This window comes from Chryseobacterium tongliaonense (assembly GCF_041224435.1).
GTDB lineage: Bacteria > Bacteroidota > Bacteroidia > Flavobacteriales > Weeksellaceae > Chryseobacterium > Chryseobacterium tongliaoense.
Genome location: NZ_JBGFFD010000003.1, coordinates 224,792 through 238,897, shown reverse-complemented (window position 1 = coordinate 238,897; position 14,106 = coordinate 224,792). Strand labels below are relative to the sequence as shown.

The window sequence follows — 14,106 nt, the reverse complement described above, 5'->3', positions numbered from 1 at the left end:
TTATATATAGGAAAACGCGCCCGGAGGGCGCGTTTTTGTTCTATAATTATTATTCGCTGTTCAATATCCTTATTAATGAATATCTCTACTTTGAGCTAAACTTTCGAAGGAATTTTTTTCATAATAATCTAATTTATTATAACCGTTAATATTGTTTATAGTGTAAATAGCTTTTATATTTTTTAAATCTTCATTCTCCAGAAACATTCCTGTTACAGGATTATCTGGAAATCTTGCACTATTCGGCTTTTTAAAGAATACAAGAATCTGAAAATAACCATTACTGTAATTTGGTTTCATCATAGAACAATAATTTTTTAATTCTTCTAAGCTAATATCTTTATCAACTTCAAAAATCGTCATTTGATTAAAGTCACCATCATTTCTCACTTCCCTTTTACTATTGATTTTTTTAATTTTCGTGTTATTAGCAACAGGACTTACTTCGACAGTTTCATATTTAGACAGAGAAATGGAGTCGACACTTTGAACTGCTTGAACTGAGCCTTTTTTATTACAGCCTAAAGAATATGCTGCTATGAGAATTAATAAACAATATTTTTTCATGATGGATTATTGCTTAAATGAATATTCCAAAACTAAAAATATTAATCATCAATAACTTACGGGAAACCATTTGATACAACTAAAAATGCGCCTGGGAAGACGCATTTTAATTTATAAAATAGGATTATTATTTCACCGCTTTCAAAATTCTTTCAAATTCCAGATCACGGTTTTGAATAATATCATCATCGGTATATTTTATGAGTTCATTAATTTTTACACCAACTTTTTGAGTTTGCGAATTATTATAATAGAAGATGCCGTTTCCGGTGAATGCTAAATTATAATTCGCGGGAAGTGGCACTGTCACTGTATCACCATCAGCACCGGCTGTTTTTTGACCGATGGTAATAGCTTGCGGAAAGATATTCTGAAGGTTCATGGTATTCCATTCGCTCATACTTAGGGTTTCGGGGTTGACAATAATAAAAACTTTTCCTTTGTACGGATGAACGGTTTTATCTTTAATCTCATGGTAATAAACACCAAAATCTTTATAGCTGATAGGAATGTATGTTCCGGTATTTTTTATATTAGGCTTGTAATATTTCCCAAAGTAATTATTGACCGGAGAGAAATATTTATAGACATAATAGAATACAAATCCGCCCCAATCCGGATAACCTCTCATGTCAAAAACGATTGCTTTTTTAGACGAAGCTTCTTTAAAAATCTGATCCATATGATCATCCAGCTGATCTTCAGCAATGTTTTCAGTAAGAGAATACACATCATCTATTTTAAAGTAAACAATATCATGATCAACTATTTTATGCTGATTTTTTGCCTGAATTTTTCCTTTTATGTAGTCTGAGACTTTAGTTTGCTGTTGCTTATCTGTAAACTGCGTATAATCAATTGTTGTACGGTAAGTGTTTTGTTTTGACTGTATTTTCAATTCTTTTTGTGGATGATCATCCGGCCAGATCAGGTTTTTCTGATAATCTGAGACCCTGTACAAAAGCGTTTCATGATTGGAAACGGAAAGCAATTCCTCTTTTTCTTTAATGATCTTGCGAATATTTTTGCCGTTGATTTCAGTTATCCTGTCGCCGACCCGGATATTGGCTTTCGTGCAGAGTTCAGGCAAAATAAGATGGGTAATCAATATATAATCGTCAAAAACGGTATAATCAAAAGGAGGGTAATAGGAACGGTGATAAATTTCGTTTTTATAATTCAATTGCTCGTAAAAGCTGAAAGCATGGGAGTCTTCCATTTTGGCAACAGCTTTGGCGAGAATAATCTCAAAATCTTTTCTTGAGGAGCAACGGATGGTTTGATCCAGTAAATCGGCAAAATAGGCTTCAGAATTTTTATCCATCAGATATTTGTGCGGATAAAGATAATCAATAGCGCCCTGAATTTTTGCGAAGGTCAGTAACCGGTACGCTAAAGGCAGATTTTCATCCTTTTTAAACAGATCTTTATTTTTATCATCGGTTGTCTTGTCTTTTTTTTCAGGCCCGGCAATGAATCTATGGCTATAAACGTCTTTGAGAAATGTTTTATTTTCAGAACTGATCTTTTTATTCTTCCGGTACCAGCTGAAATCCTGATTGACAGATAAAACATCTTTTGAGTCATCAACTACGGGTTTTCCGGAAAACTGATGATTTAAATTTTCAGTTAAAAGATTAATGATCGAATTAACGTCTGATTTCCCGGTCACTTTTTCAACTGTCGTTAAAAATATGCTGTCGGCATCTTTTTTTCCACCTGCGATATCCGGATGATAGTATTTCAGAAAATTCCAGGTCTTTATAAAATAATTGTATTGATCTTTTTGAGCGTAAATTATAGACTGAATAGCGATCAGGAAAAAAAGAATTAAAGCTTTTCTCATGTTTTTAATTAATAATGGAAAAGATAATACTTTTGATGTGATAAATTCTACGATTCCAAAAAAAATAAAAACGCATCTTTTGATACGTTTATATTGGTATTTAATTATTGTTTATACGCTTCTCGCCATCGATAGATAGGTTTGTACACATTATATTTACCTGATTTCAGAATTGTTGATATATTATTTTGTTTTATCCACAAAATCCCAAACAGCATTCACAAACTCCCTGTTTTTTTCATAATATAAAAGATGTCCACCATCAATAGAGATAATTTTCTGATTCGGGAATTTGAATTTTTTATAATGCTGCGTTCCTACTGCTTTATCCTTTTTTCCTGTAATAATCAGGACAGGAACCTTTATTTTTTCGGTAAGTGAAGTATAATCGGTATAATATTCCGGAAAGTCTTTCGGTTTTGAGATCACTGCCATTCCGAAATCTATGATCCTGGGATGTAAAGAATCAATTTTATCCATTTCCTTTATGGTTTCAATGTCTTCAGTCAGGAATTTATACCCGATGCGTTTTGAGCGCATGGCCTTGCTTATTTTGGAAAGTTCGGCAGACAGACTGTCTTTAACGACAGGTTTTGTATTTTGCTTCAACAGAAGATTCCCGTATTCAATTTGCTCTTTCAGGGAATCATCGTTCAGAAAATGGAGGGTAACATTCGCAAGGATCAATCCTTTCGTGTGTTGCGGGTATTTCTTTGCATAATTAACGGCAATAATTCCACCGAAGGAATGAGCCATTAAAAAAACTTTATCGAGCTTAAGGTGCTGTCTCAATTCCTCAATATCCTGCACCATTGAATCGAGATGATAGTTGTCTGATTTTCCGGATTCACCTGATCCGCGCTGATCCATATAAATCATGGTCAGGTTTTTTTCAAGATGGTTCCCGCCCAATAATTCAAAAGAAGGATATCCCTGGCCCGGACCGCCGGGAACATAAATGCAGGCTTCCCCTTTTCCGGAGACTTTATATTTGATACTGACGTGATCTGAAGTTTTAAAAAAGCCTTCGGATCCTGATAATTGAGAAGAGCTCTGAGCATAGGAATAATTCAGAAACAGGATGATCAAAAGAAAAAGTAATCGGGTAGCTTTCATTGTTTATGGTCTTACTATAATAACACCTGAAGTGGTATTTTTATTACTTATTTCCGATACTGATCATTGAAAAGAAAGAATTAATTGAGATCAGGATTCTATGCTTTCGGTTTCGGTTTTGCGGAGAGCGAAGCTCTCCGCAAAACCGAAACCTGAACTACTAAAATTATATTTACAGAAAATTCAATTAAATGACTGCCTGAATTCCAACGGCGAAAGATCGGTTTTATTTTTAAATAATTTACTGAAAGACTGCGGATGTTCAAACCCTAATTCATAAGCAATTTCACCTACCGATAACTGAGTGGTGGATAATTTTTCCTTAGCTTTTTCAATCAGCTTTTCATGAATATGCTGTTGGGTATTCTGCCCGGTAAGAACTTTCAGCAAACCGGTTAAATAACTGGGGGATACATTGAGCTCGTTGGCAATATATTGTACGGTTGGGAGTCCTTTCGTGATCAGGTCTTCATGATTGAAATAATCGGTCAGCAGATTTTCGAGTGAGTCCAGTATTTTATGATTGGTGATTTTCCGGGTGATAAACTGGCGCTGATAAAAACGTTCTGCATAATTCAGTAAAGTTTCAATCTGGGAAATAATAATATTCTGGCTAAACTGGTCAATATTGGAGTGATATTCCTGTTGAATGTTCTGAACAATAGCATGAATGAGTGTCTCCTCCTTTTCAGAAAGAAATAAGGCCTCATTCACGGCATAATCAAAATATTCGTACTGTTTAATGGTTTTGGCTAAAGAAGTATTCCATAGAAAATCAGAATGAATCAGTAAAATCCATCCTGAATGTTGTATCGTTGAATCAGGATCCGCTGTAATGCTGAAAACCTGTCCGGGAGCCATAAAAAACATTACTCCTTCATCAAAATCATATTCCTGCTGGCCATATTTGATTCGTGTGTTTGAAGTTCTTTTGATGGAAATAGAATAAAAATCCAGTATCCAACTCAATTCCGTATTCTCAGGTAAATTCCTGATGGTACTGTAATCGACCACACTGATCAAAGGATGTTCAGGTTTTTCGAGGCCTCTGAATCGATGAAATTCAGTGATTGTCTTTAATCTTACCGGTTGTTTCACATTACAAAAATAAAAATTATTGATGATATACTTTCGCAAATTCCGTTGCAAAATCTTCCAGTTTTACTTTTCCTAAAACAGGTTTATGCAGATTGTAATCTTCATATAAACTTTCGCCTCGTCTGGCTGCATTCATTTCAACAAAGCCTTTCGCGGTTTCAGGATTCATACCTGCATTCGTCAGATTATCTAACATTTGCTGATCCGGAATCGCCTGCCATTTCAAATCATTGTTTCCGATCGCTTTTCCCAGAGCGGCTGCCACTTCATCGGGTGAAGCTTCATCACTTGCGATATAACGGATCTCCCTGCCATGAAAAGGTTTTTCGATTTCTTCGGCAATAACGGCCGCAATATCCAATGGAGAAACCCAGGGCTCTTTTTCATCACCACTGTAATTCTGTATGATGGTTCCCTGTCCTTTTATTGTGGGAATAAAAGCAAACATATTGTAATAAAAGCCTGTCGGACGCATAAATTTGATTGAAACATCTGCCGGAAGCTCATTTAAAATTTGTTCGATCTGATAATGAGCCCTTAAAATTCCGTTTCCACTGCTCATATGAGCTCCGATGCTGCTGAGGTGAATGATTTTTTTTATCCCTGATCTTTCAAATGCTTCTTTATAATTTCTGCCGATCTGGGTATTTGCTGCGATAAAATCGAGGTTGTGATCAAAAAAGCTGCCTGCATTCAACGCTTCCATGGCATATACTACATCTGCTCCTTTGAATGTTTCAGCCAGGAAATCTATATCTTCCATTGTACCGATGGCTGCGGTAGCTCCTAATGCCTCAATTTCATTTTGTCTTTCCTGTTTACTGCTGATAACAGTTACCGAGTGCCCTTTCTGTATTAATTCTTTGGTGAGTGGCTTGCTGATATTTCCCAGCGAGCCTGTTACTATAATTTTCATTGTATTGATTTATAGATACAAAATTCAGGAATATCGGGTAGTCTGATGTAGCCGGATCTACTTTTCTTGTAGCCGGATCTGAGGTCATAGGATGAGGTAAGTACTTCCTAGGATTTAATATATTTTAGAAGCATGCGTGAGGCGAAAGCTCCCAAAAGAATAAGGAAGCTGCTCAGAGACATTATTGCCAATAGATTTTCAAGCTTTGTACCTGATATGAAAAACTTGCAGATTAAAAAAAGCAGTAATGTAATAATTGCTGTAACTCTTAATATTTTAGTGAATGTTTTCAAATTGATTGATGATGTTTTATGGTTGTTGTGAGAAATCAATTTCATTATTCTTATAATATAGGGTCCATTTTCTTTCAACGAAGCTTATTGAATGACCACTATTATCATATTCATTTTTTTCATAGCTGCTATAATTGTTCTCGGATAATGACCTGTTGAAAAGTTCATCGAAAATCCTTAATTTTTTTGTCGGGTTCTTGTAATTATCATAACCTTTAAAAACTTCTTTAACCCTGCCTTTAGTAGTAAAATCAAAATCCCAGGTATATGTGACCGGATTAAAACTGGCACGTCTTGTCACAATGCTGTCAACATTCTTGTTGGCATTATAGTAATAATTTGTCTGGGCCCTGATACCGTCACGTCTTACAATTGATTTTGAAAGCCTGTTGTCGTTTGAGTAAGAATATAAAATGGTATCATTAAAGATTGGATCATCAGAGCTATAGATAATTCTTTTACTTAATCTGCCATTTTCAAATTCGTAATATCTTTTATTTTCAAGAGTTGTCTGTCCCTGACTGGAATTAATTTTGGAAATGATGGTTACATTATTATTTCCAAAATTAATTCATCATAAACCTCTTGCGAAAAAGCAAATGAAAATCCGGTTTGGAATGGTATTGGGAAAACTCCGCCAATTCTTTTTACAGGGTTTCCATGAGAATCATATTTTATTCTGATGGTTTGATCTCCTGTAGCAAGAGTTGAACCGGGATAATCCATATATCTGAACCAGTAAGACTCAAATTGTTTTTCAGAGGACAGATCTTCTATGTTGTCATCATTGTTGTTACAGCTTACCGTTAAAAGTATGCTTGTAACACTCAAAAGTATAAATTTTAATGTTTTCATGGTTGTTTTTAGCAGAGTGAAAATACAAAAATCGTTTAAACATTAAATGGGCTAGGTTAATTTATCAATAAAAAAGAGCGGATAAAACCACCCCAATTATCTAACAAATATATGGTCCTTAAAAATAAACACATCCGCAGCCGGTTTCCCACGATTCACAAAGATGTTTCGGCTCTGTACAGCCACCGCCGCCGCCGGGAGAACCTGTAAAATATTTATAACAGGTATCACCACTGCAATAGCTTGCGTAGCCCGGACCGGGAGAGGGGCAGGAACCGTCAAGACAAAATGCATACGCAGTATCTCCACCACTGATTAATCCTAAATCTCTTCTCGTTAATTTCTTTAAATTTTTCATAGTGATTAGTATTTTTAATTAGTTGATTTCTAAGATACGAAAATTATTAATACACATTATCGGGAATTAAAAATTGAAATATTTGAAAAGAGAATTTATAAATGAGATTTGATAAGCTTTTAAATATGGTATGAATAATTGAAAAGAAAGAGCAGTTATGATAACAATGAAAAATCCGGTGGCTGAGGTTCTCGAAGCCACCGGATTTTTTAATCATCAATTCAAAAGAAATTATTATTTGTTTAACTGTTGAATGTTGTAAAAGCCGCTTCTGAGTTGGCAAAGAAATTATTATACACCAATTCAGTATTCCCGACACGGATTTCATAAATGTCTTCCTGAAGGCCTTTTAACAGGCTTTCCGCTACATCAGAAGCCGGAATCCCGTTTTCCCTGCCACCGATTTCTACGGAAAAGTCTGTGTTTACTAAAGGAGGCATCAGTTCAAATACTTTTACGGAGGTATTTTTTGCCAGTTCGTATCTTAAAAGCCTGGTGTGGGAATGTAATGCTGCTTTGGAATCCGAATAGGTCGGAACGTGAGATCCCGGTACAAAACCTACGATTGATGATACATTCACGATAGCTGCTTCATTTTGCTGTTTCAATAAAGGAAGAAACTTTTCTGTCAGACGGATGGGAGCAAAATAATTGGTGGTAAATTCTGCCAAAGCCTTATGATAAGTATCCGAAGTATCAGAAAGCGTATAAGCATAAGCATGTCCTGCGTTATTGATCAGAATGTTTAATCCGCCGAAATTAACTTTAATTTCTTCAAATAATCTGTTGACATCATTTTCGTTGGTAATATCCGCCTGAATGGTGAAAATGTTTTCTAAGCCGTTTGCAGCGGAATCCAGTTTTTCTTTATTTCTTCCTGCGATAATTACTTTGTTGGCCGGGCTTAATGCTTTTGCAATTTCAAGTCCGATTCCTGATCCGCCTCCTGTAATAAGGATAATGTTGTTGGTAACGTTCATAACTGTTTGTTTTTGTATTGTTAAAATTATTATTGTACCATTTAGTACAAAATTGTTTAAAAAATTTTATTCCAGAATTTTTAAGTTCATTTCAATAACGGAACGAAGGATTATGGGTGAATTTTCCATGCGTCTTGTAACATGAAGGCCGTTCCATAAATTGGTAAGATGCCAGCCGAGAATTTCAGCATCTGTGGTATTTTTAATTTCTCTGTTATATTGTGCTTTTCTGATGGCTTTTGCAAAAATCTGCTGTAGATTTTTTAATGATTCGGCAGAAATCTGTTTTACATTATTATCTTTTTCTGAAAGCTGTACGAGAGCATTTCCCAGATAGCAGCCGCGTTCTTGATCACAATCGTGAGCTTCTGCCAGCTTTAAAAAAAACTGTCTGATAAAGTCAATCTCATTGTCGGATCTGGAAAGCTGCTCTGAAAAGCTTTTATAGAAACTTTGTGAAAACTGTTCAAGAGACCGGATGTAGAGTTCCTGTTTTCCACCTTTAAAAGCAAGATAAAAACTTCCTTTTCCTATACCCATTGCGTTCAGCAATTCGTCTGCCGAAGCATTATCATAACCTTTATCCCTGAAAACCTGAGTTGCTTTCTCAATCGCCTGATGCTCGTCGAATATTTTAGGTCTTCCTGCCATGATCTTTGATTTTGATGAAACAAAGGTATATAATTGTACTATTCGGTACAAAATTAAATTTGAAATATCTTTGATTGATTTTGTCGATAAAGCTTAGATTTCAAAACTCATGTATAGGGCAGTTTCTACAGAATCATTATACAGTTTGGTATTGATTCCGGTAATATTGAATCCCACATTCCGATAAAACCTGATCGCAGGATAATTGGTGTTCTGGGTTTCGAGCTCAACGATTCTGCATCCGAGGTCTCTGGCTTCCCGGCTGATGCTTTTGATTAACAGTCTTCCGATATTCTGTCCTCTGAATTTTTCACTGACCAGTATATTTTCAATGAAAAGGCTGTTGTTCCATTCCCTGAAATCACAGATGATCCAGCCTATTAATTCATCATTGTTAAATGCTCCAAAGGAATGTCCTTGTTCAATGATTTCGTTAAGCTCTGCAATATCATCAGGCCTGGTTTCCCAGTTTTTTGTATACTTTTGGTTTTTCTCTCTTAATTTAAATTCAAAAGAATCAGCTGTTTCAATAGCGGAAACAACAAAGATTTTGTCAGTTTCATATCCGTTGAGGTCCCAATTGAGTGTTGGATTACCGGTAAGTTTTTCCAGTTTTCTGATCTCGATCATCATTCACAAATTAGACTGATACATATAGAATTATTCTGTAGTTTTTTTCAAAGAATGTAAAATATGAATCAATCTCAAATTTAAATAAAATTTCACATTCTAAAACTTTCAAAACATGTAAATTTGTGGTCAATAAAAATTTACCAGATGCTTAGGAAAATTTCAATTGCGGCGCTTACTTTTTTGTCCGTGGTTACAATCGATGCTCAGAAGAATAAAAATTCTCAATTAGAGAGGCCCAAATTAGTGGTAGGCTTAGTGGTAGACCAGATGCGTTGGGATTATCTGTACCGTTTTTACAGTAAATATGGGAATGACGGTTTCAAAAGACTACTAAATACAGGCTATTCACTCAATAATGTACATATCAATTATGTTCCTACGGTTACGGCTTTAGGTCATACTTGTATTTATACAGGTTCGGTTCCAGCTATTCACGGCATTGCAGGAAATGACTGGACAGATAAGGAGACAGGGAAAAATGTGTATTGTACGACAGATGAAAGTGTTCAGCCTGTAGGTACAACCAATACAAAAATCGGAAGCCATTCTCCGAAAAATCTCTGGTCTACAACAGTTACAGACGAGTTGAGATTAGCAACGAATTTCCAGTCAAAAGTAATTGGGGTTTCTTTAAAAGACCGTGCTTCGATTCTTCCTGCAGGTCATACACCGAACGGAGCTTTCTGGTTTGATGATTCTAACGGGAATTTCGTGACAAGTAGCTGGTATATGAATGATTTACCTCAATGGGTGAAATCTTTCAACGCCCATAAGCTGCCTGAAAAACTGGTTGCCAACGGATGGAATACTCTATTACCCATCAATCAATACACGGAAAGTTCACCGGATAACTCCGCCTGGGAAGGACTCCTGGGAAATTCAAAAACACCTACTTTCCCTTACAGTAACTTAGCAAAAGATTATCAGGAGAAAAAAGATAATATCCGTTATACTCCTTTTGGAAATACCTTAACATTGAAATTAGCTGAAGCTTCCGTAGAAGGAGAAAAACTGGGAAGCGATGATATCACCGACTTCCTTGCGATCAATCTGGCATCAACAGATTATGCAGGTCACAAATTCGGTCCGAATTCTATTGAAGTAGAAGATGTATATTTAAGATTAGATCAGGATCTTGCTGAATTTTTCAACTATCTTGATTCTAAAGTCGGAAAAGGGGAGTACACGGTTTTCCTTTCTGCCGATCATGGTGGAGCGCATTCTGTAGGATTTTTACAGGAACATAAAATTACCACAGGTTTCTTTGGTGAAGGAATGGAAAAAGATATCAATCAGAAGCTGAAAGATAAGTTCGGAGTAGATAAACTGATCAATGCTGTGGATAATTACCAGATCTATTTCGACAGAAAATTATTAAAAGACAATAAGCTCGAATTGGATGACGTAAGAGATTTTACCATCCAGGAGGTTGAAAAAGACCCGACTGTTTTATATGCCGTCTCTGTAAAAGATGTTCAGGAAGCAACAATTCCCGAGCCGATCAAGCAGAGAATCATCAACGGAATCAACAGACAGAGAAGTGGTGACATCCAATTGATCTCTCACGATTCCATGCTTCCGCCTTATGCAAAAACAGGAACAACACACAGCGTGTGGAATTCTTATGACTCTCACATTCCGTTATTGTTTATGGGTTGGGGAATTCAGCATGGAGAAAGCAATAAACCATATAACATGACCGATATTGCACCTACGGTTTCTGCATTATTGAAAATTCAGTTCCCAAGCGGAAATATCGGAAATCCGATCACTGAAGCAATAGGAAAATAATCCGGCATACAATAAATAGAAAAGCATTCCTGAGAAGGGATGTTTTTTTATTTGCTGTAACTTATAATAAATGATAAGCGGTGAATGATTTGAAATTATATACCGAAAATAATGATAACATCAGGATCTGATCAATTGTTGAATATCCTTCCTGTATTTCCCGTTCTGTTTCCTGATTTTCAAAATAAAGTATGACAGAATGATAATGATCACCATACCTGCTATAATCATTAAAATTGTAAGAGAATTGTAACAGGCTGTAAGTTCCTGAGCTTTCTTTAATGTCTCTTTATTGTGGTTATTAATGGAATGATTGATGGAATTTAATTCGTTCTGTTCCCGTTTAAAGCGCATTTCAAAATACTTTTTATTATATGCCTGATACAGCCCGGAATTACCCATAGCAAGATAATTATCAGCCATTTCTTTATAAATGCCTTCGTTGAGGATGATGTCGCCCGTATTTTTACAAAGGCTTTCGGCCCTGATCAGAAGGTTTAATGCTTCCTGATTTTTACGGTTTTGTTTATGCATTTCTGCCATCCCTTTTAAAGCAAATGCCTCAAGACTTTTAGCGTTTACTTTCTGAGCATAATCAACAGATTGTGTGAATGCCCGCTGTGCCTTTTCTGTTTGATTAAGATTAAGGTAGCAATAGGCGATGTTGTAATAGACGACGCTCATATTGGCATAGGTAGCCTTCTTTTTCTCTACTTTTTCAAAATTCTGAACAGCAAGTAAAAATTTTTCAAGGGCAATTTCCGAATTCGACTGACTTTTATAGATCATTCCGCGGATGGCATAGCTTCTGGCAGTTTCTATGAGCCTTTCCGAAGAATCTGCCGGAAGTTTTTTAAGGTAAATGTCTGCTTCATTAAGGGTTTCCAGGCTTTTGCTGAAAAGCTCCATCTGCTGATACTGGATGGCAACGGAGATCAGAACGTTGGTCTGCGTTTTTATATCATTGGTTTTTTGTACCAGTTCTTTTGCTTTTAAAATGTATTGCAACGATTGATCAAAATTTCTTTTGGCAATATTGGCTGTTGAGAGAAGCAAATAAATTCCGATAGACTTATTGATGTCTGTTTCTTTTTTAAGCAGGCTTTTCCCGATATCAATCGTATGATCCGGATTGTCATAAATTTCCAGGCGTGCTTTTTTCATCAGTGAATCATCTGAAATTTTCTGACCGTTTACCGACAACTGACAGATTAAAAACATCCATATCATTATTTTAGCGGTTATTCTCATACTGTTTTGTTTTTGCTGATTTCCTGGATATACGTGTTGGGTGACATTCCCGTTATCGATTTAAAGACCGTAGTAAATGCACTGTGCGAAGAAAACCCTGAAAACTCAGCAAGATAGCTTACTTTGTAATTAAGGTAGGCAGGCTCTGTCTTTAATAAGTGGGCGATATGGTTGATTCTTAACTCATTAATGTAACCGTTGAAATTTTTTCCTTTGGTATTATTGATGACTTCCGAGAGGTATTTTGTATTGACACCCATTTGTGCAGAAAGCATCGAAAGCGACATACTTTTATTTAAATACCGGTCAGACTGCTCCCATTCTTCCAGTTTAAGCAGAATTTCATCTTCTTTTTCCTTTGAGATTTTATTAGGTTCTTTATCAGTGTTTTTATCAGGGGAAATTTCTTCTTTTGACATAGGTACAGGATCAATTTTTTCTCTTTTATTTTGCTTTTCAAAAAATTCAAACTGTTTTTTTAAATCTTCGTTCCTGCTTTTTTCAATCAGGAAATAAATCACCAGGCTGATTATGAGAATGATAGCTACTGAGCAAAGGATCCAGAATTTCTTTGATTGATTTTGTCTCTGAAATTCAAGGCTGGTGTTCTGATTGGTTTCCACCAGTTTTACAATATACCGTATTCCGTCTTTTTTGTTGGTGTCTAGTTTTGATCTTGATTCCGTATAAATTTTGTTGTATTGATGGTATTGCGTGTCATCATTCAAAGCCAGATAGCTTTTTGCCAGGGATTCGTAAATTTTTGTCTTAAGGCTGTTATAGGGAAGGTTCTCAATAAATGAAAGGCTTTTTTCCAGGATTTCAATACTGGCTTTATAATCTTCTTTCTGGAAATAATATCTGGATAAATTTTCGTAGGCAAAAGCAGAAAGAAATGGTTGGTTTGAAGACTTTTTTAAGTCCGAAATGACCTCTTCCAGCATTTTTCTGGCTTCATCTGCCTGATTCTGTCTCATCAGGTAAGAAGAGCGGAAGATCTTATTTTCCAAGCCAATGATTTTATTTTCTGCATTATGACGGTCAATAAACTGATCACTTTTGTTGAGGTTTCCGATGGCAGAATGATAATCTCTTGTAATCCCGGAATTGATCGCCTGAAGCTGATAAAGCTTGGCAATGGTTATTTTTGATTTCGGATCATCATTTTTATAAAGCTTCTTGTCGGCCAAAAGAACGGAGATAATATTTTGCGACTGACTATACAATCCCAGGTTCTGGTACTGGTCTGCAAGATTGTATTCCCCGAAGAGCTGCATAAAATAAGACAGCTTTTCAGATTCTCCCGAGCTTTCTTTCTGTCCCGATGTATTTAAAGACTGTACATAATCTCCTTTCATCACGTAAGCTTGTGAAATGATGTTCTGCAAAATGATTTTATGCTCGGTATTCTGATCACTGATCAGCAGGCTTTGTGAATAATTGATACAGTCGTCAGGGTTCTGATATAATTTTTCAAAAGCCTTATCTGCAAGAATAGTAAAATCAGGACCGGATTGACCGTTAATAAAAACTGAACAGATCAATATGAACCCTATTGATAAGAAGCTGTCGAATACTTTTTTATGAAATAATGAATTTTTTCTTTGTTTTTTTTCTGGCGTCTTAAAATCTGTCCTCAAAGTTGAATTTTTGTAAAATGTTGATTTTTAATTATTTGTTTTTTTAATTCTTTTAAATTTCATGAATTATGTAAGTCAATTTCTTTTGAATAGGTAAATATAATATTAATA

General features: G+C 35.6%; 14 protein-coding genes. 1 reads left to right on the top strand and 13 read right to left on the bottom strand.

Annotated elements, in window-relative coordinates; all coding sequences use genetic code 11:
• Positions 1-72: 72 nt before the first annotated feature.
• From AB8P06_RS08585 to AB8P06_RS08535, 11 genes are all read right to left on the bottom strand, one after another.
• Entirely contained in the window at positions 73-567 is a 495-nt protein-coding gene (locus AB8P06_RS08585; protein WP_369840497.1) for a hypothetical protein, read from the bottom strand.
• A 127-nt stretch (positions 568-694) separates the two neighbouring features.
• A complete protein-coding gene (locus tag AB8P06_RS08580) occupies positions 695-2,413 on the bottom strand; it encodes a S41 family peptidase (RefSeq protein ID WP_369840495.1) in 1,719 nt (572 codons plus the stop codon).
• 183 nt (positions 2,414-2,596) lie between these two features.
• A complete protein-coding gene (locus AB8P06_RS08575; protein ID WP_369840493.1) occupies positions 2,597-3,529 on the bottom strand; it encodes an alpha/beta fold hydrolase in 933 nt (310 codons plus the stop codon).
• 183 nt (positions 3,530-3,712) lie between these two features.
• Positions 3,713-4,627 (bottom strand): helix-turn-helix domain-containing protein, encoded by a 915-nt coding sequence (locus AB8P06_RS08570; protein WP_369840491.1) that lies wholly within the window; start codon positions 4,625-4,627, stop codon positions 3,713-3,715.
• Positions 4,628-4,643: 16 nt separating this feature from the next.
• The gene (locus tag AB8P06_RS08565; RefSeq protein ID WP_369840489.1) at positions 4,644-5,543 is read right to left on the bottom strand and encodes an SDR family oxidoreductase; all 900 of its coding nucleotides are present in this window, start codon (positions 5,541-5,543) and stop codon (positions 4,644-4,646) included.
• A gap of 309 nt (positions 5,544-5,852) precedes the next feature.
• The gene (locus AB8P06_RS08560; RefSeq protein WP_369840487.1) at positions 5,853-6,137 is read right to left on the bottom strand and encodes a hypothetical protein; all 285 of its coding nucleotides are present in this window, start codon (positions 6,135-6,137) and stop codon (positions 5,853-5,855) included.
• 245 nt (positions 6,138-6,382) lie between these two features.
• Positions 6,383-6,691 (bottom strand): hypothetical protein, encoded by a 309-nt coding sequence (locus tag AB8P06_RS08555; RefSeq protein WP_369840485.1) that lies wholly within the window; start codon positions 6,689-6,691, stop codon positions 6,383-6,385.
• Positions 6,692-6,809: 118 nt separating this feature from the next.
• A complete protein-coding gene (locus tag AB8P06_RS08550; protein ID WP_369840483.1) occupies positions 6,810-7,049 on the bottom strand; it encodes a hypothetical protein in 240 nt (79 codons plus the stop codon).
• A gap of 242 nt (positions 7,050-7,291) precedes the next feature.
• On the bottom strand, positions 7,292-8,029 hold the full coding sequence (locus AB8P06_RS08545) for an SDR family oxidoreductase (RefSeq protein ID WP_369840481.1): 738 nt from the start codon (positions 8,027-8,029) through the stop codon (positions 7,292-7,294).
• Positions 8,030-8,095: 66 nt separating this feature from the next.
• Positions 8,096-8,680 carry a TetR/AcrR family transcriptional regulator gene (locus AB8P06_RS08540; protein ID WP_369840479.1) on the bottom strand — a complete coding sequence of 195 codons (585 nt, stop codon included), beginning with the start codon at positions 8,678-8,680 and terminating at the stop codon, positions 8,096-8,098.
• Positions 8,681-8,773: 93 nt separating this feature from the next.
• Positions 8,774-9,313 carry a GNAT family N-acetyltransferase gene (locus AB8P06_RS08535; protein ID WP_369840477.1) on the bottom strand — a complete coding sequence of 180 codons (540 nt, stop codon included), beginning with the start codon at positions 9,311-9,313 and terminating at the stop codon, positions 8,774-8,776.
• A 144-nt stretch (positions 9,314-9,457) separates the two neighbouring features.
• On the opposite strand from AB8P06_RS08535, the gene pafA reads away from it, so the two are divergent.
• Entirely contained in the window at positions 9,458-11,104 is a 1,647-nt protein-coding gene (gene pafA, locus AB8P06_RS08530; protein ID WP_369840475.1) for an alkaline phosphatase PafA, read from the top strand.
• A gap of 120 nt (positions 11,105-11,224) precedes the next feature.
• On the opposite strand, the gene AB8P06_RS08525 is transcribed toward pafA, so the two are convergent.
• Positions 11,225-12,355, bottom strand: a complete 1,131-nt coding sequence (locus AB8P06_RS08525; protein ID WP_369840473.1) for a tetratricopeptide repeat protein — start codon at positions 12,353-12,355, stop codon at positions 11,225-11,227.
• Complete coding sequence (locus tag AB8P06_RS08520) at positions 12,352-13,899, bottom strand: helix-turn-helix domain-containing protein (protein ID WP_369840471.1); 1,548 nt, start codon at positions 13,897-13,899, stop codon at positions 12,352-12,354. The genes AB8P06_RS08525 and AB8P06_RS08520 overlap by 4 nt, the downstream gene beginning before the upstream one ends.
• Positions 13,900-14,106: the final 207 nt, after the last annotated feature.

What these genes read in the sequence shown, in the direction of transcription:
- AB8P06_RS08580 (WP_369840495.1), bottom strand. Translation starts at nt 2,413, where the DNA reads ATGAGAAAAGCTTTAATTCTTTTTTTCCTGATCGCTATTCAGTCTATA.
- AB8P06_RS08565 (WP_369840489.1), bottom strand. Translation starts at nt 5,543, where the DNA reads ATGAAAATTATAGTAACAGGCTCGCTGGGAAATATCAGCAAGCCACTC.
- AB8P06_RS08525 (WP_369840473.1), bottom strand. Translation starts at nt 12,355, where the DNA reads ATGAGAATAACCGCTAAAATAATGATATGGATGTTTTTAATCTGTCAG.
- AB8P06_RS08585 (WP_369840497.1), bottom strand. Translation starts at nt 567, where the DNA reads ATGAAAAAATATTGTTTATTAATTCTCATAGCAGCATATTCTTTAGGC.
- pafA (WP_369840475.1), top strand. Translation starts at nt 9,458, where the DNA reads ATGCTTAGGAAAATTTCAATTGCGGCGCTTACTTTTTTGTCCGTGGTT.
- AB8P06_RS08545 (WP_369840481.1), bottom strand. Translation starts at nt 8,029, where the DNA reads ATGAACGTTACCAACAACATTATCCTTATTACAGGAGGCGGATCAGGA.
- AB8P06_RS08540 (WP_369840479.1), bottom strand. Translation starts at nt 8,680, where the DNA reads ATGGCAGGAAGACCTAAAATATTCGACGAGCATCAGGCGATTGAGAAA.
- AB8P06_RS08555 (WP_369840485.1), bottom strand. Translation starts at nt 6,691, where the DNA reads ATGAAAACATTAAAATTTATACTTTTGAGTGTTACAAGCATACTTTTA.
- AB8P06_RS08550 (WP_369840483.1), bottom strand. Translation starts at nt 7,049, where the DNA reads ATGAAAAATTTAAAGAAATTAACGAGAAGAGATTTAGGATTAATCAGT.
- AB8P06_RS08575 (WP_369840493.1), bottom strand. Translation starts at nt 3,529, where the DNA reads ATGAAAGCTACCCGATTACTTTTTCTTTTGATCATCCTGTTTCTGAAT.
- AB8P06_RS08535 (WP_369840477.1), bottom strand. Translation starts at nt 9,313, where the DNA reads ATGATGATCGAGATCAGAAAACTGGAAAAACTTACCGGTAATCCAACA.